The 19,944-nt window shown below is 61.2% G+C and carries 24 protein-coding genes and 1 tRNA gene; 13 read left to right on the forward strand and 12 right to left on the reverse strand.

The annotated features are described in order from the left end of the window. Nucleotides 1-41: 41 nt before the first annotated feature. Nucleotides 42-560: a heme utilization cystosolic carrier protein HutX gene (gene hutX / locus QTL56_RS06175; protein WP_245136661.1), complete on the reverse strand. Its 519-nt coding sequence runs from the start codon at nucleotides 558-560 to the stop codon at nucleotides 42-44. Between the two features lie 7 nt (nucleotides 561-567). Beyond that, complete coding sequence (hmuQ, locus tag QTL56_RS06180; RefSeq protein WP_229575724.1) at nucleotides 568-912, reverse strand: heme-degrading protein HmuQ; 345 nt, start codon at nucleotides 910-912, stop codon at nucleotides 568-570. 248 nt (nucleotides 913-1,160) lie between these two features. On the opposite strand from hmuQ, the gene QTL56_RS06185 reads away from it, so the two are divergent. The 3 genes from QTL56_RS06185 to QTL56_RS06195 are packed head-to-tail and all read left to right on the forward strand — an operon-like array spanning nucleotide 1,161 to nucleotide 3,921. Beyond that, entirely contained in the window at nucleotides 1,161-2,039 is an 879-nt protein-coding gene (locus QTL56_RS06185) for a heme/hemin ABC transporter substrate-binding protein (RefSeq protein ID WP_370660349.1), read from the forward strand. Between the two features lie 2 nt (nucleotides 2,040-2,041). Further along, nucleotides 2,042-3,130 carry a FecCD family ABC transporter permease gene (locus QTL56_RS06190; protein WP_245137179.1) on the forward strand — a complete coding sequence of 363 codons (1,089 nt, stop codon included), beginning with the start codon at nucleotides 2,042-2,044 and terminating at the stop codon, nucleotides 3,128-3,130. Further along, entirely contained in the window at nucleotides 3,130-3,921 is a 792-nt protein-coding gene (locus QTL56_RS06195; RefSeq protein WP_245136659.1) for a heme ABC transporter ATP-binding protein, read from the forward strand. The genes QTL56_RS06190 and QTL56_RS06195 overlap by 1 nt, the downstream gene beginning before the upstream one ends. Nucleotides 3,922-4,240: 319 nt before the next feature. Here QTL56_RS06195 and QTL56_RS06200 read toward each other — a convergent pair. From QTL56_RS06200 to QTL56_RS06220, 5 genes are all read right to left on the reverse strand, one after another. Beyond that, nucleotides 4,241-4,316 (reverse strand) — tRNA-Lys (locus QTL56_RS06200). 149 nt (nucleotides 4,317-4,465) lie between these two features. Next, nucleotides 4,466-5,386, reverse strand: coding sequence for a PhzF family phenazine biosynthesis protein (locus QTL56_RS06205; RefSeq protein ID WP_245136658.1), 921 nt, complete (start codon nucleotides 5,384-5,386; stop codon nucleotides 4,466-4,468). Between the two features lie 74 nt (nucleotides 5,387-5,460). Then, nucleotides 5,461-6,186 (reverse strand): NUDIX hydrolase, encoded by a 726-nt coding sequence (locus QTL56_RS06210; RefSeq protein ID WP_245136657.1) that lies wholly within the window; start codon nucleotides 6,184-6,186, stop codon nucleotides 5,461-5,463. An 8-nt stretch (nucleotides 6,187-6,194) separates the two neighbouring features. Next, a complete protein-coding gene (locus QTL56_RS06215) occupies nucleotides 6,195-7,304 on the reverse strand; it encodes an endonuclease/exonuclease/phosphatase family protein (protein ID WP_245136656.1) in 1,110 nt (369 codons plus the stop codon). Between the two features lie 95 nt (nucleotides 7,305-7,399). Next, nucleotides 7,400-8,623, reverse strand: a complete 1,224-nt coding sequence (locus tag QTL56_RS06220) for an aminotransferase-like domain-containing protein (RefSeq protein ID WP_245136655.1) — start codon at nucleotides 8,621-8,623, stop codon at nucleotides 7,400-7,402. 200 nt (nucleotides 8,624-8,823) lie between these two features. Between QTL56_RS06220 and QTL56_RS06225 the strand changes: the two genes are divergently transcribed. After that, nucleotides 8,824-10,017 carry a GGDEF domain-containing protein gene (locus QTL56_RS06225; RefSeq protein WP_245136654.1) on the forward strand — a complete coding sequence of 398 codons (1,194 nt, stop codon included), beginning with the start codon at nucleotides 8,824-8,826 and terminating at the stop codon, nucleotides 10,015-10,017. 79 nt (nucleotides 10,018-10,096) lie between these two features. Here the strand turns inward: QTL56_RS06225 and ilvC are convergent, their stop codons facing one another. Both ilvC and QTL56_RS06235 read right to left on the reverse strand, forming a co-directional pair. Continuing rightward, nucleotides 10,097-11,116 (reverse strand): ketol-acid reductoisomerase, encoded by a 1,020-nt coding sequence (gene ilvC / locus QTL56_RS06230; RefSeq protein ID WP_229575732.1) that lies wholly within the window; start codon nucleotides 11,114-11,116, stop codon nucleotides 10,097-10,099. A gap of 24 nt (nucleotides 11,117-11,140) precedes the next feature. Further along, on the reverse strand, nucleotides 11,141-11,827 hold the full coding sequence (locus tag QTL56_RS06235) for a TetR/AcrR family transcriptional regulator (RefSeq protein WP_229575733.1): 687 nt from the start codon (nucleotides 11,825-11,827) through the stop codon (nucleotides 11,141-11,143). Nucleotides 11,828-12,262: 435 nt separating this feature from the next. Between QTL56_RS06235 and QTL56_RS06240 the strand changes: the two genes are divergently transcribed. The 5 genes from QTL56_RS06240 (at nucleotide 12,263) to QTL56_RS06260 (ending at nucleotide 13,921) form a co-directional block, all read left to right on the forward strand. Then, nucleotides 12,263-12,502 (forward strand): hypothetical protein, encoded by a 240-nt coding sequence (locus tag QTL56_RS06240; protein ID WP_289393335.1) that lies wholly within the window; start codon nucleotides 12,263-12,265, stop codon nucleotides 12,500-12,502. Nucleotides 12,503-12,604: 102 nt separating this feature from the next. Further along, entirely contained in the window at nucleotides 12,605-12,853 is a 249-nt protein-coding gene (locus QTL56_RS06245) for a hypothetical protein (RefSeq protein WP_245135440.1), read from the forward strand. A gap of 108 nt (nucleotides 12,854-12,961) precedes the next feature. Further along, nucleotides 12,962-13,210, forward strand: a complete 249-nt coding sequence (locus tag QTL56_RS06250; protein ID WP_245135440.1) for a hypothetical protein — start codon at nucleotides 12,962-12,964, stop codon at nucleotides 13,208-13,210. 105 nt (nucleotides 13,211-13,315) lie between these two features. Then, complete coding sequence (locus tag QTL56_RS06255) at nucleotides 13,316-13,564, forward strand: hypothetical protein (protein WP_245135440.1); 249 nt, start codon at nucleotides 13,316-13,318, stop codon at nucleotides 13,562-13,564. Between the two features lie 108 nt (nucleotides 13,565-13,672). Then, nucleotides 13,673-13,921, forward strand: a complete 249-nt coding sequence (locus QTL56_RS06260) for a hypothetical protein (protein WP_245135440.1) — start codon at nucleotides 13,673-13,675, stop codon at nucleotides 13,919-13,921. 67 nt (nucleotides 13,922-13,988) lie between these two features. Here QTL56_RS06260 and QTL56_RS06265 read toward each other — a convergent pair whose 3' ends face one another. Continuing rightward, nucleotides 13,989-14,453, reverse strand: a complete 465-nt coding sequence (locus QTL56_RS06265; RefSeq protein WP_229576760.1) for an Lrp/AsnC family transcriptional regulator — start codon at nucleotides 14,451-14,453, stop codon at nucleotides 13,989-13,991. Nucleotides 14,454-14,617: 164 nt separating this feature from the next. Between QTL56_RS06265 and QTL56_RS06270 the strand changes: the two genes are divergently transcribed. Continuing rightward, a complete protein-coding gene (locus tag QTL56_RS06270) occupies nucleotides 14,618-15,331 on the forward strand; it encodes an aspartate/glutamate racemase family protein (RefSeq protein WP_229576761.1) in 714 nt (237 codons plus the stop codon). Between the two features lie 18 nt (nucleotides 15,332-15,349). Here the strand turns inward: QTL56_RS06270 and QTL56_RS06275 are convergent, their stop codons facing one another. Further along, nucleotides 15,350-16,102, reverse strand: coding sequence for a pyridoxine 5'-phosphate synthase (locus QTL56_RS06275; protein WP_245136652.1), 753 nt, complete (start codon nucleotides 16,100-16,102; stop codon nucleotides 15,350-15,352). Between the two features lie 249 nt (nucleotides 16,103-16,351). On the opposite strand from QTL56_RS06275, the gene QTL56_RS06280 reads away from it, so the two are divergent. The 3 genes from QTL56_RS06280 (at nucleotide 16,352) to QTL56_RS06290 (ending at nucleotide 18,784) form a co-directional block, all read left to right on the forward strand. Next, nucleotides 16,352-17,296: a hypothetical protein gene (locus tag QTL56_RS06280; RefSeq protein WP_245136610.1), complete on the forward strand. Its 945-nt coding sequence runs from the start codon at nucleotides 16,352-16,354 to the stop codon at nucleotides 17,294-17,296. A 178-nt stretch (nucleotides 17,297-17,474) separates the two neighbouring features. Then, nucleotides 17,475-18,164, forward strand: coding sequence for a MerR family transcriptional regulator (locus QTL56_RS06285; protein ID WP_245136609.1), 690 nt, complete (start codon nucleotides 17,475-17,477; stop codon nucleotides 18,162-18,164). A 110-nt stretch (nucleotides 18,165-18,274) separates the two neighbouring features. Continuing rightward, complete coding sequence (locus tag QTL56_RS06290; protein ID WP_245136608.1) at nucleotides 18,275-18,784, forward strand: DUF4405 domain-containing protein; 510 nt, start codon at nucleotides 18,275-18,277, stop codon at nucleotides 18,782-18,784. Between the two features lie 15 nt (nucleotides 18,785-18,799). Here QTL56_RS06290 and QTL56_RS06295 read toward each other — a convergent pair whose 3' ends face one another. Then, on the reverse strand, nucleotides 18,800-19,930 hold the full coding sequence (locus tag QTL56_RS06295) for an ATP-dependent DNA helicase (protein ID WP_245136607.1): 1,131 nt from the start codon (nucleotides 19,928-19,930) through the stop codon (nucleotides 18,800-18,802). Nucleotides 19,931-19,944 lie beyond the last annotated feature (14 nt).

A 19,944-nucleotide genomic window follows, 5' to 3' on the forward strand; every position in this document is an offset into this window, starting at 1 on the left:
GACCGCCGATCGGCGAGGAACGGCGGCCCTGATTGAATGGCTCAGATGGCTGACAGGCGAAGCGCCTCGAAGCGGGACACCTGGCCTTCCAGAAGATTTCGTTCCTTGTCACGGCGAACGAAGACCTTGAACATGGCTTTGCCCTCGGCATTCATGAACCAGACCGAGCAGGAACGTCGGCCATGGAAGCCACGGTCGACGAAAGCGATCGACACACAACGCTCCTTTCGGATATGCCCGCCAATCGGGCTATCGCCATGAATGTTGAACCAGCCATGGCCCTCACTGCCCTCCGGCAGGCTGCCTTCGACCTCAAGCACGATGTCATCCGTGTGCACGATCATCAGGATCTCGCCCCACGAGGTGAGATCCTTCCAGATCGGCTCCCAGTGCTCCGACGGCACCAGCATGGCAGCACCTTCGGGCAGGATCGCAAGAACCTCGGCCGGCGTGACGTCGGCCTTCGCAGCGATCTGCTCGATCACCCCGTCAGGCTTCTCCGCCAATGCGGCCAACGCGCGCTGGCGCCTGTCGTCAGCGGTCTGGGTCAACGTCTCCATCGCGTCCTCACGCAGCTTCAAGCGCAGAGCGCTTGCCGGAACGGTCTTCGTGAATGATGACGTCAAAGCCTTCAAAATGCGGGCCAGAGAGATACTGCACCTTGCTTTCGCCGGCCCGCGCATGGGCGGCGCGGAACTGCTCCGACTTCGTCCAGGCGACGAACTGGTCATGACTCTCCCAGACCGTGTGCGACGCATAGAGCGTATGGTCTTCCGCCTTGGGGCCCTTCAGCATGTGAAACTCGATATAGCCGGGCATTTCGGCCAGACGGCCTTCACGCGCCTTCCACTGGTTTTCGAAGGCTTCTTCGAAGCCCGGGACGACGCGAAAACGGTTCATGGCGATGTACATGGGTAGGTATCCCTCTCTGCAAGTTGCTTGATCAGTCGAGGTCGTAAACGTCTGCGGGACACAGCTTGCTGCGAAATCCGCCGCCGTGGAACGACCACGCTCTGTTGCCTTCCTATTTAAACATGTGTATCGCAGTCAAGTTAAATGTCGGACCTGGATCCGGCATGACAATCTCGTCATCGGCGATCGGAAGGAAGGCAAATGGCCGGCCTGCTGTCGCCCGGATCAAAGGTTTGAACGTGTCCTTCTTGTTCCCTAGCTCCTCGCGCCGCCAGGTGCTTTCCGCCACCGCCGCACTCGCTCTCAGCCTGTCTGTGCTTCTGCCCTCGTCGCTTGTCGCCAAGGATGCAAAACGCATTGTCGCGATCGGTGGCACAGTCACGGAAATCATCTATGCGCTGGGTGAAGGCGACCGCGTGGTGGCCGTCGACACGACGAGCCTCTATCCGCCGGAAGCCACGGGAAAGCCGAATATCGGCTATGTGCGGCAGATCTCCGCCGAAGGCGTGCTTTCGCAGAAGCCGGATCTGATTATTGCTGAATCGGGCGCCGGCCCGGTCGATTCGATCAATATCCTGAAGGCGAGCGGGCTTTCCTTCGTCACAATTCCTTCGCCACCCGACACGTCTGCGATCCCCGCCAAGATACGTGCGGTGGGGACAGCAATCGGACGGATCGACAGGGCCGAGGAACTGGCAAAGTCGGTTGAGGCGAGCCTCAAGGCGATCGAAGACAAGTTGCAGGCGGCTACGGGCCCGAAGAAGAAGGTGCTGTTCGCGCTGTCCCTCGCCAATGGCCGCGTCATGGCGGCCGGCAACCAGAGTTCGGCGGATGCCATGATCCGCCTCGCCGGCGGCGAGAATGCGGTCTCGTCGATTTCGGGCTACAAGCCCCTGACAGATGAGGCAGTGATCGCCGCGGCCCCTGATGTCGTGCTCGTCATGAGCGGCGGCGGTCAGCACCTGACGGCCGACATGGCCTTTGCCCTGCCCGCTCTGGCCGCGACACCCGCCGGCCGCAGCAAGGCCTTCCTGACCATGGACGGCCTTTACCTGCTCGGCCTCGGCCCGCGTGCCGCGGACGCCGCTTCCGACCTCAACGCCCTGCTTTATCCGGAGGCCAGGTGACCATGAACACGCTGGCCCTGATGTCGTCATTTGGCAGGCGCGATGGAGACCGCTCCGGTCTCGGCATCCTGGTCATCGGCCTGCTGACCGTTCTTCTTTCCGCGGCCATCGTTGTCTCCATCGTCATCGGCCCGACCGGCGTCGGACTGCCGCATCTCATCGACTATCTGAAGGGGAATACCGCAGCGCTCGACCCGCAGAACCTGATCATCCTGGAGGCTGTCCGCCTGCCGAGAACCGGCATGGGCCTGCTGATCGGGGCCGCTCTCGGCGTCTCTGGCGCAATGATGCAGGGCCTGTTTCGCAACCCCCTCGCCGATCCCGGCATTGTCGGAGTAACCTCCGGCGCGGCCCTCGCAGCCGTTATCGCGATCGTCCTCGGGCCGACCTTGCTCTTTCCGCTGCAAGCCTTTTTCGGTGAACAATTTCTGCCCCTGATGGCCTTCCTCGGCGGCCTCGGCAACACCTTGCTTCTCTATGTGATCGCCACCCGCAACGGCCAGACCTCGACGACGGCCCTCATTCTCTCGGGGATCGCGATCGCCGCCATGACCGGAGCCGCCACGGGTCTCCTGATCTTCATCGCCGACGACCGGGCACTCCGCGACATCACCTTCTGGTCGCTGGGCTCGCTGAGTGGTGCAACGACCGCCAAGATTGGTGCGATCCTGCCATTCGTCCTGTTCGTCCTCGCCATCATCCCCTTCGTGGCACGCGGTCTCGACGCGCTCATTCTCGGCGATGCAGCGGCCTTTCACATGGGCGTACCCGTCCAGCGGCTGAAGCGCATGACGATCCTGGCAGTGGCAGCTGCCTGTGGCGCGACAGTCGCGGCAGCAGGCTCGATCGGCTTCATCGGCATCGTCGTACCGCATCTGCTGCGGCTCGCAATCGGCCCGGCTCACCGTTTTCTGCTACCGGCCTCAGCCCTCGGCGGAGCGGTGCTGCTGCTCCTCGCCGACACGGTGGCCCGAACGATTGCTGCACCTGCCGAACTGCCGATCGGCATCATCACCGCGATCCTTGGAGCGCCCGTCTTCCTCATGCTCCTGCTTGGCAAACAGGGGCGTCAGGCGATGGAGAGCCTGTGATGATCCGCGCGCACGACGTCACCATCCGCCGCGGCGGCCGAAACCTTGTCGACAAGGTCAGCCTGAATCTGGAGGCTGGAAAGTTCACCGTCGTCATCGGACCGAACGGTGCTGGCAAGTCGACACTCCTCAAGGCTCTTTCAGGGGAGTTGCGCCCGGATGGCGGTGAGGTCTTTTACACCGATCGAAGGGTTTCAACCCTGAGCCCTCTGGACCTCGCCCATGAGCGAGCCGTCCTGCCGCAGTCCACCGCCCTCTCCTTCCCCTTCACGGCGCTGGAGGTCGTTCGCATGGGTGCCGTCGCCCATGGCAGCCGCGATCCGAACCAGTCGGCACGCCAGGCGCTGGTGCGCGTCGGCCTGGCCGGCTTCGAAGGGCGCAGCTACAACGCCTTGTCCGGCGGCGAACAGCAGCGCGTGCAGCTCGCCCGCGTGCTCGCCCAGATGCCGGATCCGCTCATGGACAAGCGACCGCGCGCAATCTTCCTCGACGAGCCGACGGCGAGCCTCGACATTGGTCACCAGATCTCGGTGCTGGAACTCGCGCGTGGCTTTGCCAAGCGCGGCGGGGTCGTGCTCGCGATCCTGCACGATCTCAATCTGGCTGCCGAATTCGCCGACCATCTGGCGATCCTTCACCACGGCCGGCTGGTGCGCGAGGGAAGCCCCAAGGCCACGATCGACGACGATACCATTGCCCATGTCTACGGCATTACGGGTACCGTTGGACGCCTGCCGGACGCCGCCATACCCTATGTCCTGCCCCAGGCGCGGCTCGGCACCACACGCTGAGCCGGCTATCGGAGTTGTCCACAGTTATCCACAGGGTACCGCAGCCCTATTCGCACGCATTTCCGATACGAAGCAGGAACACGAGCGACCGGTGATGGGAACATTTGCCGAACACGGACGCCTGACCGGCCACGGGCACGATCGTATTGACGATCCGCAATTTTCTTGCCCGGCTAACTCAACAGAACGGCTGCAACGGGTGTCGAATTTGCGACGAAATTCGCCCGCCGCCTAGGCGCAGCGATGGGCAGACATGCAGTCGACATTTCTGTGCCGCGGCGCGGCACTTCTTGTCATCCTGTTGAAATTCTGGAGAATTTGGTGGGTGATGTAGGGCTCGAACCTACGACCCGCTGATTAAGAGTCAGCTGCTCTACCAACTGAGCTAATCACCCGCCTGCGCCGCTTTCCGGTGCCGCCGCCTCCGTTTCCGGTGGCGTGACCGGGCGTATAAACAGGATCATGGACCTTGTCTAGCGCCACTGCCAAAAATCTTTGCCCTTTGGTCAAAAAAATTTCAAGAATCTGAAATTCTCTATTGTTTTCAAAGCTCCAGAATTCCAGTGGCCAGACGAACCGCTTGTCCGCCAATTCGCGCGCGAGAAATTTCGCCGTCCTTCACATCGACCTGCAGGTGGATAAAGGAGGGGCGTCCCATCTCCACCCCCTGCTCGATCATCATGGGGTGATGTCCATCGGGCAGTCCGTCGAAATGATGGATGGCGCCGGAGAGGGCAGCGACTGCGGAGCCAGTCGCAGGATCTTCCGATATGCCCATGTCGGGCGAGAACATTCGCGCATGAAACCTGGCGGCATGATGCACGCCGCCGCGACAGTAGACATAGGCCGAGGTGAGCCGTCCCTCGCTCAGCGGCGCCACCCGCTCCCAGAGCTGCGGGTCGAAATCGACACTCTCGACCGAGGCCAGGTCATGCAGGGGCACCAGCAGGAATGGCACACCGGCACTCCAGACCATCGGCAGATGGTTTTCAAAGCCGATGGCGCTGGCCTTGACCGAAAGCGCGTCGGCGAGCCCCTGGCGATCCAGCTGATGCTCCGGATGGCTGGCCGAGAGACGTGGAAGGTCGAATTCGGCGAAACTCGCCTCCCCCGGCCGAACACGCACCGCGCAACGCACCGGCCCCACCGTCTCCTCCAGCACCGATACGATATCCATGCTGGCCGCATCGCCATGATAGGCCCGTTCCGCGAGCGCAATGGCCGAACCGACCGTCGGGTGACCGGCAAACGGGAGTTCGCGTCCGGGCGTGAAGATGCGAATGCGCGCCGTATGGGATGCATGATCCGCCGGCAGGATGAAGACCGTCTCCGAGAGGTTCATCTCGGCGGCGATCGCCTGCATGGCCTGATCCGAGAGGCCTATACCGTCAAAGATGACCGCAAGCGGATTGCCTGCCAGTTTGTGGTCGGTAAACACGTCGTAAATGGCATAGTCTCTCGCCACGGGCCGTCTCCGCTGAAGGTCACGCTCGCGGCACACACTGCCCGAGGCGGCACGGCAAGGCAAGCCGACTGCGCTCAGCTCTCGTCGGGAAAAAACCAGCGCAGAATCGGCAGCATGGCGAGCCCGTATCGATGCAAAGTCGGATCACCGCTGCGGATGGCGATGGCCCGGGAAATCTCTGGATCCGGACAATTCCGTGCGAAATCGTCGATCTTCGCGACGAGGTCATCGGCGCTCTCGGAGAAGGAGAAAAGCCTGAGAAGTGTCAGCCGTTTCGAACGATAGCTGGCATAGAGAACGGGATCGGCCGTTGAGACGCGAAGGTCGAGCCCGGTCTCCTCCATCACCTCGCGCCGCATATTGCTTTCGATGTCGCAACGCCCGTCGACGACATCTGAAAGATCGAGCGAGCCCGCGGCGAAATAAACCTGCCCCGGATTGGCGGTGTGCGGCGCCATCTCCACCGCGATCAAGGCACCGTCTGAGGCGACGATGACTGGATATCCAAACAGGTGGCAGGCCCCGGCGAGTTCAGCTTGCCTCCGCCACCACAGAAAGGTGGCGAAACTCGAGACATGACCCTCGGCCCTCAGGTGCCCGTCAGAAAAACGGATCCGCCGCTGCAGGATGGTCCGACCATTGAACAGCGCGGGATTGGCCCCGACCTCCCGCTCCCAGTTTTCCGCCACCGCCTCGGCCGCCAAAAGATCCAGCGGATGCGGCTCTGACGAGACGAGCAGCTCGTGGGAATGTACGACATGCAGGCTGCCATCGGCCGGCAGGCCGACATCATCGATCAAGGCATCACTCACGGGAGGTGCAGCGTGATGGCGATGGGGCAGTGGTCGGAGGCCTTTGGTCGGTCCCAGCCGATCCGCGGGTAGCGTTCCACCTCCTGCCCTGGAGGAAATGGCGTGCGGAAGGGCTGACCGTTGCGGATCACGTCTGGCTTGGCCATCGGATTGGCTGCAGCGAGACCCTTGGAGAGCCATATGTAATCGAGTTGGCACAGATGCTGCTCTTCCGGTCCGCGCGCGTGATAGAGCGTCCAGCGGTCGAGCGGATCGCGCCTCTGCATGGCATTCTCCGCAAAACCGTCATGCGAGAACACATCGAGCGCACTCGGCAGGTCTGATTGCACGACATAGTCATATCCATGCCGGCGATCGCCGATGACATCGACCTTCTCCTGATAATCGTTCATGTCTCCGCAGATGACGAAGTTGCGCTGACTGGCCTTGTCGCGGCCGAATCGGTTTTCGATGATGTGGCGCACCGCTTTCGCCTCGGCCTCACGGACCGGCATGCTCGATGTGCGCCCGTCGGCGCCATCCCGACCATTGGTCATCGACTTGAAATGCACGACATAGACGGTCAGGGGCCGCCCGCCAACGCGCAGGTCCAGTTCCAGACAGTCACGCTTGAAGATCCGGTCCTCTGGCTGGATGTTGGACCCGAGACCGGGATGATAAAGGCCAAGGTCGTGATAGGTCAGCGCCGCGTGACTGGTGACGTCGCGCAACTCGATCGGCTCTCCGTCCCGGGTCTCCTCCCGCATCAGGACGGCGACATCGATCCCGCGGCCGTCATTGCCCTCGACAAGGTATTTCTGCCGATAGCCCGCTCCGATCATGCGGAACAGGTAGCCATACTCGAAGGCCTTGAGGGCCTCCATATTGTCGACCTCCTGGAGGCAAAGGATATCGGCGCCGGTGTCGGCGATCGCCAGTGCCGACAGCTGGCGCGTGTCGTCGGTTGACGAGACGACCCTTGCGGCCTCGAGCCGCTGATAATCGGCTTCAGACTTGATGTCGAACAGCTTCATCACCCGGTCCGACCTCAGCTGGTTCCGGAAGCCGGTGAAATCGAAACGGGCGATCAGGTTTTCAATGTTGAAGGTCGCGATGCGAATGGACATGAACACCCGTGAATTGTGCCTGGAAGCAGATGGATCCGGCGCACTGAACCACGCCCTCTCCGCCGCCGCAACCTCCAGGCACCGTTCCGGGTGTGTCAGGCTGCGCGAACCAGCGCAGTTCCGACGAGCCGACCCAGGCGTTTGATGCCCTCCTCGATCATCGCCTCGCTGGCGCAGGAGAAGGAGAGCCGGATCGTGTTCGTTCCGGATCGATCGGCAAAGAAGGCCTGCCCGGGAACGAAGGCAACCTTTTCCGTTTCGACGGAACGCGCCAGCAGTTCGGCACCGTCCATCCCCTCCGGCAGGGTCACCCAGACGAACATGCCACCTTCCGGCCGTGTCCATTCCGTACCGTGAGGCATGTACCTCTCGAGTGCCGCGAGCATGGCATCACGCCGCGCGACATAGGCCGCCCTGATTTTTGCGATCTGCGCGGGGAAATGCTTGTCCGCCACCTCCGCCACGACCATCTGATTGATGGTCGACGAATGCAGATCGGCGGCCTGCTTCATAAGAACCAATTTGCGGATCACGGGCTTTGCCGCCACCACGTAACCGACGCGCAGGCCGGGGGCCAGTGTCTTCGAAAAGCTGCCGCAATAAATCGTCCGGCAGGTGTCAATCCCGCCGCTGCGGGCGATATCGAGAGACAGGATTGGCGGGATCGGCTCGCCGTCATAGCGCAAATGCTGATAGGCCGCGTCCTCGATCACGGGTATGTCGAGTTCATCGGCAAGGGCGAGGATCTGTTTACGCTCCTCGAGACTGACCGTCTGGCCCGTCGGATTGGCGAAGTCGGTGGAGAGATAGGCGAACTTCACCGCACTTTCTTCTGCCTCCGCCGCCGCGCGGTAGCTCGCCGGTGTGCGATTGCCTGTCCCGAGCTGGTCATAGCGGGGCTCATAGGCATTGAAGGCCTGTAGTGCGCCGAGATAGGTCGGCCATGTCACGAGCGCGGTATCGCCAGGCGAAATGAACAGCTTTCCAAGATAGTCGAGCGCCTGCTGGGATCCCGACGTGATGAAGATATTGTCGACGTCGCAGGCAATGCCGAGACGGCCCATCTCTTCCTTCAGCCATGCGCGAAGCGGCAGATAGCCTTCCGACACCGAGTACTGCAGTGCTGCGCTCGCACGGCCATCCGAGAAGAGAGCGGCATAGGCCTGGGCGAACTCCGCCTGCGGGAAGAGCGCCGGGTCGGGGATGCCGCCGGCAAACGAGATGATGTCCGGCTTGTCGAGCAGTTTCAGGAGTTCTCGGATTTCGGAAGCGCGCATGCGTGTCGAACGCGTGGCGAAGACATGGTCCCAGTTCAGCATCGGTGTTTCCTCGCGGCTTATCGTTTTGAGACGAGGAAATCACGAAATCCTCGATAGGTCAACAATGCTGACCTATCGAGGATTTTTTCTTGGCTCCGAACATTTTACGTTTGCAAACCATGTTGAATTTGTTCGAGAACTCGCGCTGCGACCAACTGACACCTCCCCACTACTCCTCCGGATTCTCAAGGACTGAAGATTTGCTGCTGCAAAAGCTTACCCTCCCGATCCTCGGTGCCGACGACAAGACGGATCCCCCTTGGGACCATCTCTCCATCCTCTACAACATCATCCCTCATCTGGTTGCCGCGGTTGCGATCCTGTCCGCTTCGGTTCTCCCCTATGCCGAGGGGCAAACGACCAAGGTGGCGATTGTCGTGCTGATCCTGGTCGTCCAGGTCGGGTTCAGGGCATGGGGCGACTATGCATTCCGCAGACGATCACCCCACGAAACGCTGGAGCTGTGGCTGGGTCGTTTTGTCCTGCTGTCGCTTGCATCCGGTCTCGCCTGGGGCAGCGCGCTTGCAGTCCTCTATTCCAGCGGCAGTCCCGACACGCAGGTCGTTGTGCTTGCCGTCGGCTGTGGCATCCTCCAGTCGGTCGCGGCCCGTGCCTATCTCGCACCCCGCTCGACGCTGGCGCTCATCTTGATCATGACGGGCATCGTCAATGCCTCCGCCATCAGCGAGGGCAACTGGATCATGGTTCCGATCTGTGCGGCCTATGTCGGCTTCCTCGCGAGCTACATGGTCCAGCTGATTGCCATGGACGAGAAACGAACCGCGGCCGAAGGCAAGACACGGGTCCTGGTCAAGGCGCTGGCCGAGAGCAATTCAAAGCTGATCGAGGCGAACGCACAATTGCATCGCAATGCACGCACCGATGTCCTGACAGGGCTGGAGAACAGACGCGGTTTCGATGAAGACTTGCATCGCTGTCTCCTGTCGATGCGAGACGTGGGCAGGCCGGTGGCGCTCTTGCTGATCGACGTCGACCATTTCAAGCGCTTCAACGACGCCAACGGTCACCAGGCCGGTGATGAGTGCCTGCGGACCATCGCAAAACTTCTGGCTGGCCTCGTCGCTCCGTCGGAGGGCATTACTGCAAGATATGGCGGCGAGGAATTTGCCATCATTCTTCAGGACGGCCACGCCATGCGCGCCGAGACGTTCGCGGAAGAGCTGCGGGTGAGCGTCGCATGCCTGTCGATCCCGACGCGCCATGGCAAAGCGCACAAGCTGACGGTGAGCATTGGCGTTGCAATCGCAGAGCCGTCCGACGACGAACGCACACTGATCGCCCGGGCGGACCGCCGCCTTTACGATGCCAAGGCCTCCGGTCGTGACCGCGTTTGTGCATTCGACCGTACCAGGCACATTGTCGGCTGCCGCTGAAGGAATTCCTGCCCACCGAAACGGAAAAGGCCGGGGAGGTCTCCCTCCCCGGCCGTTCTGCCATCCTGTGGGATGCAGATTAGTTGCGGGCCTTGTCGACCAGCTGGTTCTTGGCGATCCAGGGCATCATGCCGCGCAGCTTGGCGCCGACTTCTTCGATCTGGTGGCTGTCGTTCATGCGGCGGATTCCCTTGAAGCGGGCAGCACCGGCGCGGTACTCCTGCATCCAGTCCGAGGTGAACTTGCCGGTCTGGATGTCGTGCAGGACGCGCTTCATTTCAGCCTTGGTTTCAGACGTGATGATGCGCGGACCGGTGACATATTCGCCCCATTCGGCCGTGTTGGAGATCGAGTAGTTCATGTTGGCGATACCGCCTTCATAGATCAGGTCGACGATCAACTTCACTTCGTGCAGGCATTCGAAATAGGCCATTTCCGGCGCATAGCCGCCTTCGACCAGCGTCTCGAAGCCGGCGCGGATCAGTTCGACCAGACCGCCGCAGAGAACGACCTGTTCGCCGAAGAGGTCGGTTTCGCACTCTTCCTTGAAAGACGTCTCGATGATGCCCGAACGACCACCGCCAACGCCGCAGGCGTATGAGAGGGCGAGTTCAAGGGCGTTGCCCGAACCGTTGTGGTGAATGGCCACGAGGCAGGGAACGCCGCCGCCCTTCTGGTATTCGCCGCGAACCGTGTGGCCGGGACCCTTCGGGGCGATCATGACGACATCGACGGTCGACTTCGGCTCGATCAGGCCGAAATGGACGTTGAGGCCGTGGGCAAAGGCGATGGCAGCGCCGTCGCGGATGTTCGGCGCGATGTCGTCCTTGTAGATGTCGGCCTGCAGCTCGTCCGGCGTCGCCATCATCATCAGGTCGGCCCAGGCAGCAGCTTCGGCAACCGTCATGACCTTGAGACCATCGGCTTCAGCCTTCTTGATGGTCGGCGAACCGGCCTTCAGGGCAACGACGAGGTTCTGTGCGCCGGAATCCTTCAGGTTCAGCGCATGCGCGCGGCCCTGGGAGCCGTAGCCGATGATGGCAACCTTCTTCGACTTGATCAGGTTCAAGTCGGCATCACGATCGTAATAGACGCGCATTGTAGTGTCCTTCCCTATGCTTTGTCAGTTGTGGTGGATGTTGTTGATCGGCGAGCCGGAACGGGATGCCCCGTCGAGGCCGGCCAGTACGCGGTCGGTGCCGTAGAGGGCGAGGAAGGCTGCAACCGCCTTCGTGGCCCGGACCCCGAATTTGTGTGACTGCGGCGATTCGCCAAGCAACATGCGCACATGCAGGTCGCTGACGATCAGCCCGTAGAGCGTCCGATAGGCATCCTCACCATCGCCGAAGCGCAGGAGCCCGTCCCGCTGGCCGGCATCGAGCAGAGCCCGCGCCCGGCGATCGATCTGCCGACGCCCGCGCTCGAGAAGCAGTGTGCCGAGCTTGGAGCCATCACGGCTCGACTGGCCGATGGCAAGCCGGTTGAGCGCGAGCGAAACATCGCCGGCGAGAACCTCGAGCAGATCGCGGGCGAAGACATCGAGATGCTCCGTGAGACTGGCGACCGTCAGGCGCTCGCCCGGCCGTTCAAAGGTGCGAACCTTGCTCGCCTGGTACGAAATCATCGCGGACAGCAGGCCATCGCGATCACCGAACCACTTGTAGAGGCTTTCCTTGGAGCAATTGGCGGCCCGTGCCAGACCGGCTGTCGTGACGGCCTTGTCGCCACCCTCGACAAGCAAACGCAGGGCTTCGGCCAGAACCGCACTCTGGCGTGGCGTGAATTCCGTGGTCTGTGTGTCGATCGACATGGCCGGCTCCTGGTACCGTACGGTACGGTTCGCCATCCTTATGTCCGTCACCGCACAAGAGGTCAAGGGGCGATTGAAGAAAATTGCGGCAGTTGCGCGTGCCGCGAGTCATGTTTTTAGGCAGACCCGCAGCCACCCGCGGTCGACGGCGACGCCCCGATCGGGGTCTCGACAGTCAAGCAGCAGTCACAAAAGGGTGAGAGAAATAAAAAATAATCGTTCTATGTCATAGTTAAATGACAGCCAAAACACAGCCTAAACCGCTGATTTCAATAGGACAAATTTTCAAGTGCCTCTCCGTATACCGGGTACACCAACCGAACCAATCAGTTCGATTGTGCGCAATGGGGTATTGTAATCCGCAGCCGTCTGCGCCAAATCTACATCATCGAACCGCACAGTTCGATTGAACAAGGTTCTCAAGGCACAACGACAATGAAGTTCATCGCAGCAGCACTCCTCACAACCCTCGCAGGCACATCGGCCGCCTTCGCGGTAGAGCCAATCCCGGGCTCCATCACCTATGGCGGTGCGCAGCCGAGGCTCGAACAGGCCCCGACCGGTTCGAACTTCTTTCATACCTTCTACACCGGTGGATCCGAGGTCCGCGAGATCTACCAGGTGAATGCAGACAGGACCGTATCGATCGTTTCCCGTTCCATGTCGAACGACTGACGCAAGAGACGATTCTAAATCCCGGGTGAAACTCTACCCAGACATACAATCATGAGCTGAACACGCAGCGTGTCACTCAATTCAAGATAAGGAACTCCGACCATGAAGACCATCATCTCCGCCGCCCTGATCTCCCTCGCAGCCGGTTCGGCCGCTTTCGCCTCCGTCCAGCCGATCCCGGGTTCGATCACCTATGACAACGCCACTGTTCAGCTGGAAAAGGCACCTGTTGGGTCGACCTTCTTCCACACGTTCGCAAACGGTGACGGCCGCGACGTTCGCGAGATCTACAAGGTCAATGCCGACAAGTCGGTGACCCTCGTCAACCGCACGGTTTCCAACGCCTCGTAATCCGCGCCTCCCAAGACGCAATAGACCCTTCGGCGGCCGGCTCGGTTCCCCTCTCCCCCTCCCCTCAACCGGGTCGCCGCCAACCCAAACGCACAAAGGAATATCACCATGAAGACCATCATTTCCGCCGCCCTGATCTCCCTCGCAGCCGGCTCGGCCGCCTTCGCCTCCGTCCAGCCGATCCCGGGTTCGATCACCTATGACAACGCCACTGTTCAGCTGGAAAAGGCACCTGTTGGGTCGACCTTCTTCCACACATTTGCAAACGGTGACGGCCGCGACGTTCGCGAGATCTACAAGGTCAATGCCGACAAGTCGGTGACCCTCGTCAACCGCACGGTTTCCAACGCCTCGTAATCCGCGCCTCCCAAGACGCAATAGACCCTTCGGCGGCCGGCTCGGTTCCCTCCCCCTCCCCTCAACCGGGTCGCCGCCAACCCAAACGCACAAAGGAATATCACCATGAAGACCATCATTTCCGCCGCCCTGATCTCCCTCGCAGCCGGCTCGGCCGCCTTCGCCTCCGTCCAGCCGATCCCGGGTTCGATCACCTATGACAACGCCACTGTTCAGCTGGAAAAGGCACCTGTTGGGTCGACCTTCTTCCACACATTTGCAAACGGTGACGGCCGCGACGTTCGCGAGATCTACAAGGTCAATGCCGACAAGTCGGTGACCCTCGTCAACCGCACGGTTTCCAACGCCTCGTAATCCGCGCCTCCCAAGACGCAATAGACCCTTCGGCGGCCGGCTCGGTTCCCCTCTCCCCCTCCCCTCAACCGGGTCGCCGCCAACCCAAACGCACAAAGGAATATCACCATGAAGACCATCATTTCCGCCGCCCTGATCTCCCTCGCAGCCGGCTCGGCCGCCTTCGCCTCCGTCCAGCCGATCCCGGGTTCGATCACCTATGACAACGCCACTGTTCAGCTGGAAAAGGCACCTGTTGGTTCGACCTTCTTCCACACGTTTGCAAACGGTGACGGCCGCGATGTTCGCGAGATCTACAAGGTCAATGCCGACAAGTCGGTGACCCTCGTCAACCGCACGGTTTCCAACGCTTCCTGATCCAAGGGTGCGTGGTGGGCCTCGGGGCTTCGGCCCCGGGGACTTTTTTCGTGCTCTGCAGGATGGGTCACCGAGCGTAGTCGACGGGGACAGCCAGCCCCTGCTTGAGCGTCTCCATGGAGATTGACGCCGAGACGTCGAACAGCTCCACCCGCTTGACCAGACGTCGGTAGACGACGTCGTAATGCTCGACCCGCGGCAGCACGACCTTCAAGATATAGTCGTAGTGTCCGGTCAGCCGATGCGCCTCGACGATCTCCGGAATATCGCTCACCGCGCGGCGAAACTCCTCGATCCAGTCATCGGCATGATGTGCGGTTTTCACCAGCGCATATACGGTGGTCGGCACGCCCGCCTTGTCGCGATCCAGAACCACGATCCGGCGTGCGATATAGCCACTCTCCTCCAGCTTCTGGATTCGCCGCGAACAGGCGGAGACCGACAGTGAAACCATGTCGGCAATATCGCTGACGCCCACACTCGCATCCCGCTGGAGAATATCGAGAATCTTCCTGTCTCTATCGTCGATCACGCTGACAAATCCCACCATTTGATACACTCGCGCAAAAATTCAGCGCAAAGCAACTGTATCGCCGGATCCACACAGCGGCAAGACGGCATCACTCCCATCAAATTGCAAACATCGCGCGTCCGACCCAGAGCATCATCGGCCATCAAGTTCGAGGAGACGATGTGATGCAGATGATTGGCCTGATCGGTGGAATGAGTTTCGAAAGTTCGGCGGTTTACTATCGCCTGGTAAACGAAGCCGTGCGGGCGCGGCTGGGCGGCCTGTCCTCCGCGGAAGTCATTCTTCATTCCGTGAATTTCGAGGAGATCGTCACCCTGCAAAAGGCCGGCAAGTGGGACGCAGCCGCCGATCGCCTTGCCCGTGCGGCCGAGGGCCTGGAACGCGCAGGGGCTGATTGCGTGCTGATCTGCACCAACACGATGCATCTCGTCGCCGAACCCGTCGCGTCCCGCATCTCCGTCCCGCTGATCAACATCATCGATGAAACTGCAAGCGTATTGGCGCAGCGCGGCGCCAGCCGCCCGCTCCTGCTTGCCACCCGGTACACGATGGAACACGGCTTTTACGCCGATCGCATGCGCCGCCATGGCATCGAGGTCATGGTGCCCGACGCAGATGGCCGTACAACGACCCACGACATCATCTTCAGCGAACTCTGCGCCGGCGAAGTTCGCCCGCAGTCTCGCGAGAAGCTGATCGCCATCGTCGAAAAGGCCAAGGCCGACGGCGCGGACAGTGTCATCCTCGGCTGCACCGAAATCTGCCTCATCCTTGATCCTGAAAACCTGCCACTGCCGGGCTTCGATTCGACAACGATCCATGCAGATGCAGCGGTCGCGTTTGCGCTGGCTGACCCGTCGAGCACCCTCGCCGCCTGACGTCGCGCCCGGTCGAAATCAGATCGATTGGCCGCAGGCCCGGCAGAAGCGGCGAACCGTCTCTGCCATGCCGTGTTCCAGTGCATCCGCCGTCAGGCCGTGGCCGATAGAGACTTCCGCCAGATGCGGGATCCGCCGGGCAAGCATCGGCAGGTTCGCGACCGTGAGGTCATGGCCGGCGTTGACGGCAAGTCCCTCGGCCTTCGCCGCATCGGCGGTCAGGCCGAGCAATTCGACCTGGCGGGTGGCCTCCTCCGGATTGTCGTGGCAGCCGCCATAAGGCCCGGTGTAAAGCTCGACGCGTTCCGCGCCAGTCGCCCGCGCCAGCGCCATCGACTCGGCCATCCCGTCGCCATCGACGAACAGCGAAACCCGCATTCCCTTCGACCGCAAACGAGCAACCACGCCCCTGAGAAATTCCTGGTGCTTGACCAGGTCCCAGCCATGGTCGGACGTCGCCTGCGCCGGATCATCGGGAACGAGGGTCACCTGTTCCGGCTCGATTGCCTCGCAGAGTGCCAGGAAATCCTCGGTCGGATAACCCTCGATATTGAATTCCGCCTTGGGGAATTCATCGTCGATCAGGGAGCGCAGAACCGGCAGGTCGCTGAACCGGATATGCCTCTGGTCGGGTCGCGGATGCACGGTCAATCCGCTGGCACCCGCCCTCAGCGCAATCCGGCCGAGAACGGCGACATCCGGCCATGGCAGGTCACGGCGGTTGCGCAGCATGGCGATGGCATTGAGATTGACGGAGAGCTTCGCAGGCATGATCACGGTTCCGGAGCCAAGGTTCATAGGCCCGCATCTTTAGGACATCACAAGGCGGAAAACCAACGAGAATCGCAAATCATCCGATCTCCGCAATTGATGGATCCAAAACGGAAAAACCCCGGATTTTTAAGGTATTGACCCAAACGTGCTTTGCATTAGTCAGGTGGGCGATTGTGACGGATCGCACAAATGGCTGCCGGCGCCCCTGCCGCAGCCTGGCGATCGCCTGGACAAGGTGGAGCGACGATGCCAACCGATGCAAGGATCGACAGCCGTCAGGTGGCAGAGGCATTGGGCAGCGTCCTGTCCAGCCGCACCTTCGCGCGCTCCGAGCGTCTGAGGTCCTTCCTGAAGTTCGTGGTTGAAATGGAGCAGCTGGGTCTGGCCCATCAGCTGAAAGGCTATACGATCGGCATCGACGTCTTCAGCCGCGACGAAGGTTTCGATCCGGGCACCGATCCATTGGTCCGCGTTCAGGCTGGCAAGCTGCGACGCCTGCTCAATCAGTTCTACGCGGAAGAAGGGCGCGAAGAAGCGCTGCGCATTCGTATTCCGCTCGGAGGTTACGTACCGACCTACGAACTGGCAGCGACGGCCCAATCGATCGGGATTGAAGACGACCGCGCGACCGATGCCTCCCGCTGGCGCGGCCTGCCCCGTCTGTATCTGGCGCCGCTCCGGCCCAGGGATGGCACGAGCCGGATCTTTGTCAATGCTCTTCGGATCTGGACAGGCCGCCTCTGGGCGGTCGCGATCGCCGGATGGGATGCGGAACTTCACGAACGCAATGATCAGGACCGCTCCTTGCATTTCATTCTGCAGGTGCGGGACGAGGGCGCCTCTGGGCTGTCACTCAGCCTGCGACACCGGCAGTCCGGCAGCGAAGTCCTTGCGACGGGCCGAACACTGGATGCCCCGGGCGATATTCTGGATGTCGCGAGACTGGCAAACCAGTTCGTTGCCGCCAACCTGACGATCCCCGGCCCCATCTACCAGTTTTGCCACGCAAGCGATCTGTCGACGCGCGAAATGAAGTGCCTCGACGCCACCTACCGCTACGCACTCGAAGGCACACCCGATGCCTATATCGCGGCTCGGCGGCATCAGCAGCAATGTTCCGACCTCGGCGACGATACGGACATCTTTGCGGAAATTCCAAGGCTGATCGCCCTTGCCAATCAGCACGCCTGAGGGTCCGTACACGCGGTTCACGCGTCGTGACGCACCCGAATATAAATTCATTTTATTGCTTTCGAATATGCTTTAGCTCTTACCTAGGCGAGTGACTCGCGGAGGGAGAAACGGGCAAAACACATCCGAGCGGAACAAAGGAAAGAGCAGGCGCTTCGACACAAAACATGGGGGATACATGTCGAACGGACCACACAATCTGCGCAGCATCGCAATACAGCCCGGCACGACAGGACAAGAGATCATTCTCCCGGATATTGCGACTGCGCGCGAACTTCCCAAGGGGCCGGTGGCGATCGCCGACATGGCGGAATTCTTCGGCGTTACGCACCGAACCCTGCATTTTTACGAAGAGAAGGATCTGATCCGGGCGAGCCGGCTGGGCCTCATGCGGGTCTACAGCGAGCGCGACGTGTCGCGCATGGTGCTGATCAATGCCTGCCGAGAGGTCGGCATGCCGATCTCGCTGATCCAGGACTTGTTCGAGACCCTGGCGACGGCGACCTCGAAGACCGAAGCCAACCTGTTTTTCGAAGAGGCCATGCTGGTCCGCCAGCGCGAGCTTGCGGCGAACCTGTCGACGCTGCACCGACAGCTGCGGAAAATCAGCATGCTGCTCACCCCGGAAGAAGAAAGCGGCGTCACCTTAACCCATGTCAACCGGCACCGGCCCGAACTCGATGAGATCGAACATCGCTGCCTGCAGCTGATGGCGGAGGGTTACTCGCAGATCCGGATTTCACGCACCCTCGAACTCAGGCCAGACGAAACAGAGGCGATCGAACGTCGCGTGGCCGAAAAGCTCGGAGCCCGCAACAGGTTTCAGGCGGTCGCGAAAGCGGTGCTGATCGGTATTGTTGCCAATTGACGCCAGACCGAGGGCAGAATTGGCAAATGCAAAACATGGAGGAGATGTAACGAGACCTCCGCCGGACCCGAGCTTATGAGGACAGCGTTCCACAAGCATGGGTTTCCGCAATGTCCTCACTCCTCTCCCGATATGCCACGCCTCTGACAACCGGCCTTTTCCTGGTCTCTCTCGTCTCAGGCATCGCCCTGTTTTTCCATCTCGGCACAGCCGCCTTTCATGGCATGCATGAATGGTTGAGCATGGTGCTGGTCGCGCCGTTCCTGCTGCATGTCTGGAAGAACTGGCGTCCGTTCCTTGCCTATTTCAAGCGTTTGCCGATGGCGCTGGCGCTGGGCCTCAGCCTCGCCGCAGGCCTTGCCTTTGCGTGGCCGTCCCTGACCGGCAATGCCGGTGCAAGCGCAAACCCGACTGTGGCCATGGTCAGCATCATCGCTGCCGGCACACCGACCGAGGTGGCGCCGCTCCTCGAAAAGACCGATGCCGAAGTCGTCGCAGCCTTGAAAGAAGGTGGCTTCACCGCTGCCGATGCGGCAACACCTCTCTCCGAGATTGCCACGGCCTCCGGCCAGAACACGATGGCGCTGATGGCGACACTGGCCGCAATGAAGGCGAAATGATCGGAACAGGCGCGCTCACCGGACGATGGTGAGCGTCTCCGCTGCACGTGTCACGGCAGTATAGAGCCAGCGCTCGCGCGTGTCGCGAAAGGCCCAGCTCTCGTCGAACAGCACGACGTCGTTCCACTGCGACCCCTGAGCCTTGTGCACGGTCAGCGCATAGCCGTAATCGAACTCGTCATAGCGCTTGCGCGTCGACCAGGGGATTTCGGTATCGATGTCCTCGAAGGCCGCCTTGAGGAGCTTGATCTTGGCCGCACCGCGATCCATGTCGTCGTCCTCAGGCTTGATCAATAGGTTGATCCCCGGCTTCACCGTCTCGCGCGACGAGGTCATCACCTGCCAGAGTGAACCGTTGAGCAGACCCTTGAGCTGGTCGTTCCGCAGGCAGACGAGCTTGTCGCCAGCCTGGGGATAATCGACCGTGAACCCCTTCAATTCCCGCAGGCGCATGTTGTAGCGCCGCCGCGTCTTGTTCGTGCCGACCAGCACCTGGTCGGCGCCGAGCACGAGGTCCTGTGTGACCTCGTTCTTCGAGATCACCCGCGCCGTCGTGCCATAATCGCCATGCATGATCTCCTTGCCTTCGCGAATATGCATCGCAAGCTGGATGATCGGATTGTCACGCGCCTGGCGGTGGATATCCGTCAGCAGGTAGTCCGGCTCCTGATCGGTGAAGAAACCACCCCCTGAGACCGGTGGCAACTGGCCCGGATCCCCCAGCACCAGGATCGGCGTGCCGAAGCTCATCAGGTCGCGGCCGAGCGCCTCGTCGACCATCGAACATTCATCGATGACGATCAGCGCCGCCTTGGCGACAGGGCTCTGACGGTTGATTGAAAACATCGGGGCGATCGAGGTCCTGCCGGTCTCCTCGTCTTCAACGGCCTCCTCGCCTCGCGGGCGATAGATCAGCGAATGAATGGTCTTTGCGTTCGAGGCTCCCCGCGAACGCAGCACCTGCGCTGCCTTTCCGGTGAATGCGGCAAACAGCACGTCGCCATCGACATGTTCGGCAAAATGTTTGGCAAGCGTCGTCTTGCCCGTACCGGCATAGCCGAACAGCCGGAAGACGGGAGTTTTCCCCTCTTTCAGCCATTTTGAAACGGCCTTGAGGGCCTCGTCTTGCTGGGGCGCGAATTGCATGGCCTAGGTCATGC

Origin of the sequence: Peteryoungia algae (assembly GCF_030369675.1) — a bacterium.
Taxonomy (GTDB): domain Bacteria; phylum Pseudomonadota; class Alphaproteobacteria; order Rhizobiales; family Rhizobiaceae; genus Allorhizobium; species Allorhizobium algae.

Excerpts from the sequence above, each read along its gene's own strand:
- QTL56_RS06245 (WP_245135440.1), top strand. The coding sequence starts at position 12,605 with ATGAAGACCATCATCTCCGCCGCCCTGATCTCCCTCGCAGCCGGTTCG.
- QTL56_RS06270 (WP_229576761.1), top strand. The coding sequence starts at position 14,618 with ATGCAGATGATTGGCCTGATCGGTGGAATGAGTTTCGAAAGTTCGGCG.
- QTL56_RS06260 (WP_245135440.1), top strand. The coding sequence starts at position 13,673 with ATGAAGACCATCATTTCCGCCGCCCTGATCTCCCTCGCAGCCGGCTCG.
- QTL56_RS06280 (WP_245136610.1), top strand. The coding sequence starts at position 16,352 with ATGCCAACCGATGCAAGGATCGACAGCCGTCAGGTGGCAGAGGCATTG.
- QTL56_RS06215 (WP_245136656.1), bottom strand. The coding sequence starts at position 7,304 with ATGTCCATTCGCATCGCGACCTTCAACATTGAAAACCTGATCGCCCGT.
- QTL56_RS06190 (WP_245137179.1), top strand. The coding sequence starts at position 2,042 with ATGAACACGCTGGCCCTGATGTCGTCATTTGGCAGGCGCGATGGAGAC.
- ilvC (WP_229575732.1), bottom strand. The coding sequence starts at position 11,116 with ATGCGCGTCTATTACGATCGTGATGCCGACTTGAACCTGATCAAGTCG.
- QTL56_RS06295 (WP_245136607.1), bottom strand. The coding sequence starts at position 19,930 with ATGCAATTCGCGCCCCAGCAAGACGAGGCCCTCAAGGCCGTTTCAAAA.
- QTL56_RS06235 (WP_229575733.1), bottom strand. The coding sequence starts at position 11,827 with ATGTCGATCGACACACAGACCACGGAATTCACGCCACGCCAGAGTGCG.
- hmuQ (WP_229575724.1), bottom strand. The coding sequence starts at position 912 with ATGTACATCGCCATGAACCGTTTTCGCGTCGTCCCGGGCTTCGAAGAA.
- QTL56_RS06275 (WP_245136652.1), bottom strand. The coding sequence starts at position 16,102 with ATGCCTGCGAAGCTCTCCGTCAATCTCAATGCCATCGCCATGCTGCGC.
- QTL56_RS06220 (WP_245136655.1), bottom strand. The coding sequence starts at position 8,623 with ATGCTGAACTGGGACCATGTCTTCGCCACGCGTTCGACACGCATGCGC.
- QTL56_RS06240 (WP_289393335.1), top strand. The coding sequence starts at position 12,263 with ATGAAGTTCATCGCAGCAGCACTCCTCACAACCCTCGCAGGCACATCG.
- QTL56_RS06285 (WP_245136609.1), top strand. The coding sequence starts at position 17,475 with ATGTCGAACGGACCACACAATCTGCGCAGCATCGCAATACAGCCCGGC.
- QTL56_RS06255 (WP_245135440.1), top strand. The coding sequence starts at position 13,316 with ATGAAGACCATCATTTCCGCCGCCCTGATCTCCCTCGCAGCCGGCTCG.
- QTL56_RS06195 (WP_245136659.1), top strand. The coding sequence starts at position 3,130 with ATGATCCGCGCGCACGACGTCACCATCCGCCGCGGCGGCCGAAACCTT.
- QTL56_RS06290 (WP_245136608.1), top strand. The coding sequence starts at position 18,275 with ATGTCCTCACTCCTCTCCCGATATGCCACGCCTCTGACAACCGGCCTT.
- hutX (WP_245136661.1), bottom strand. The coding sequence starts at position 560 with ATGGAGACGTTGACCCAGACCGCTGACGACAGGCGCCAGCGCGCGTTG.
- QTL56_RS06250 (WP_245135440.1), top strand. The coding sequence starts at position 12,962 with ATGAAGACCATCATTTCCGCCGCCCTGATCTCCCTCGCAGCCGGCTCG.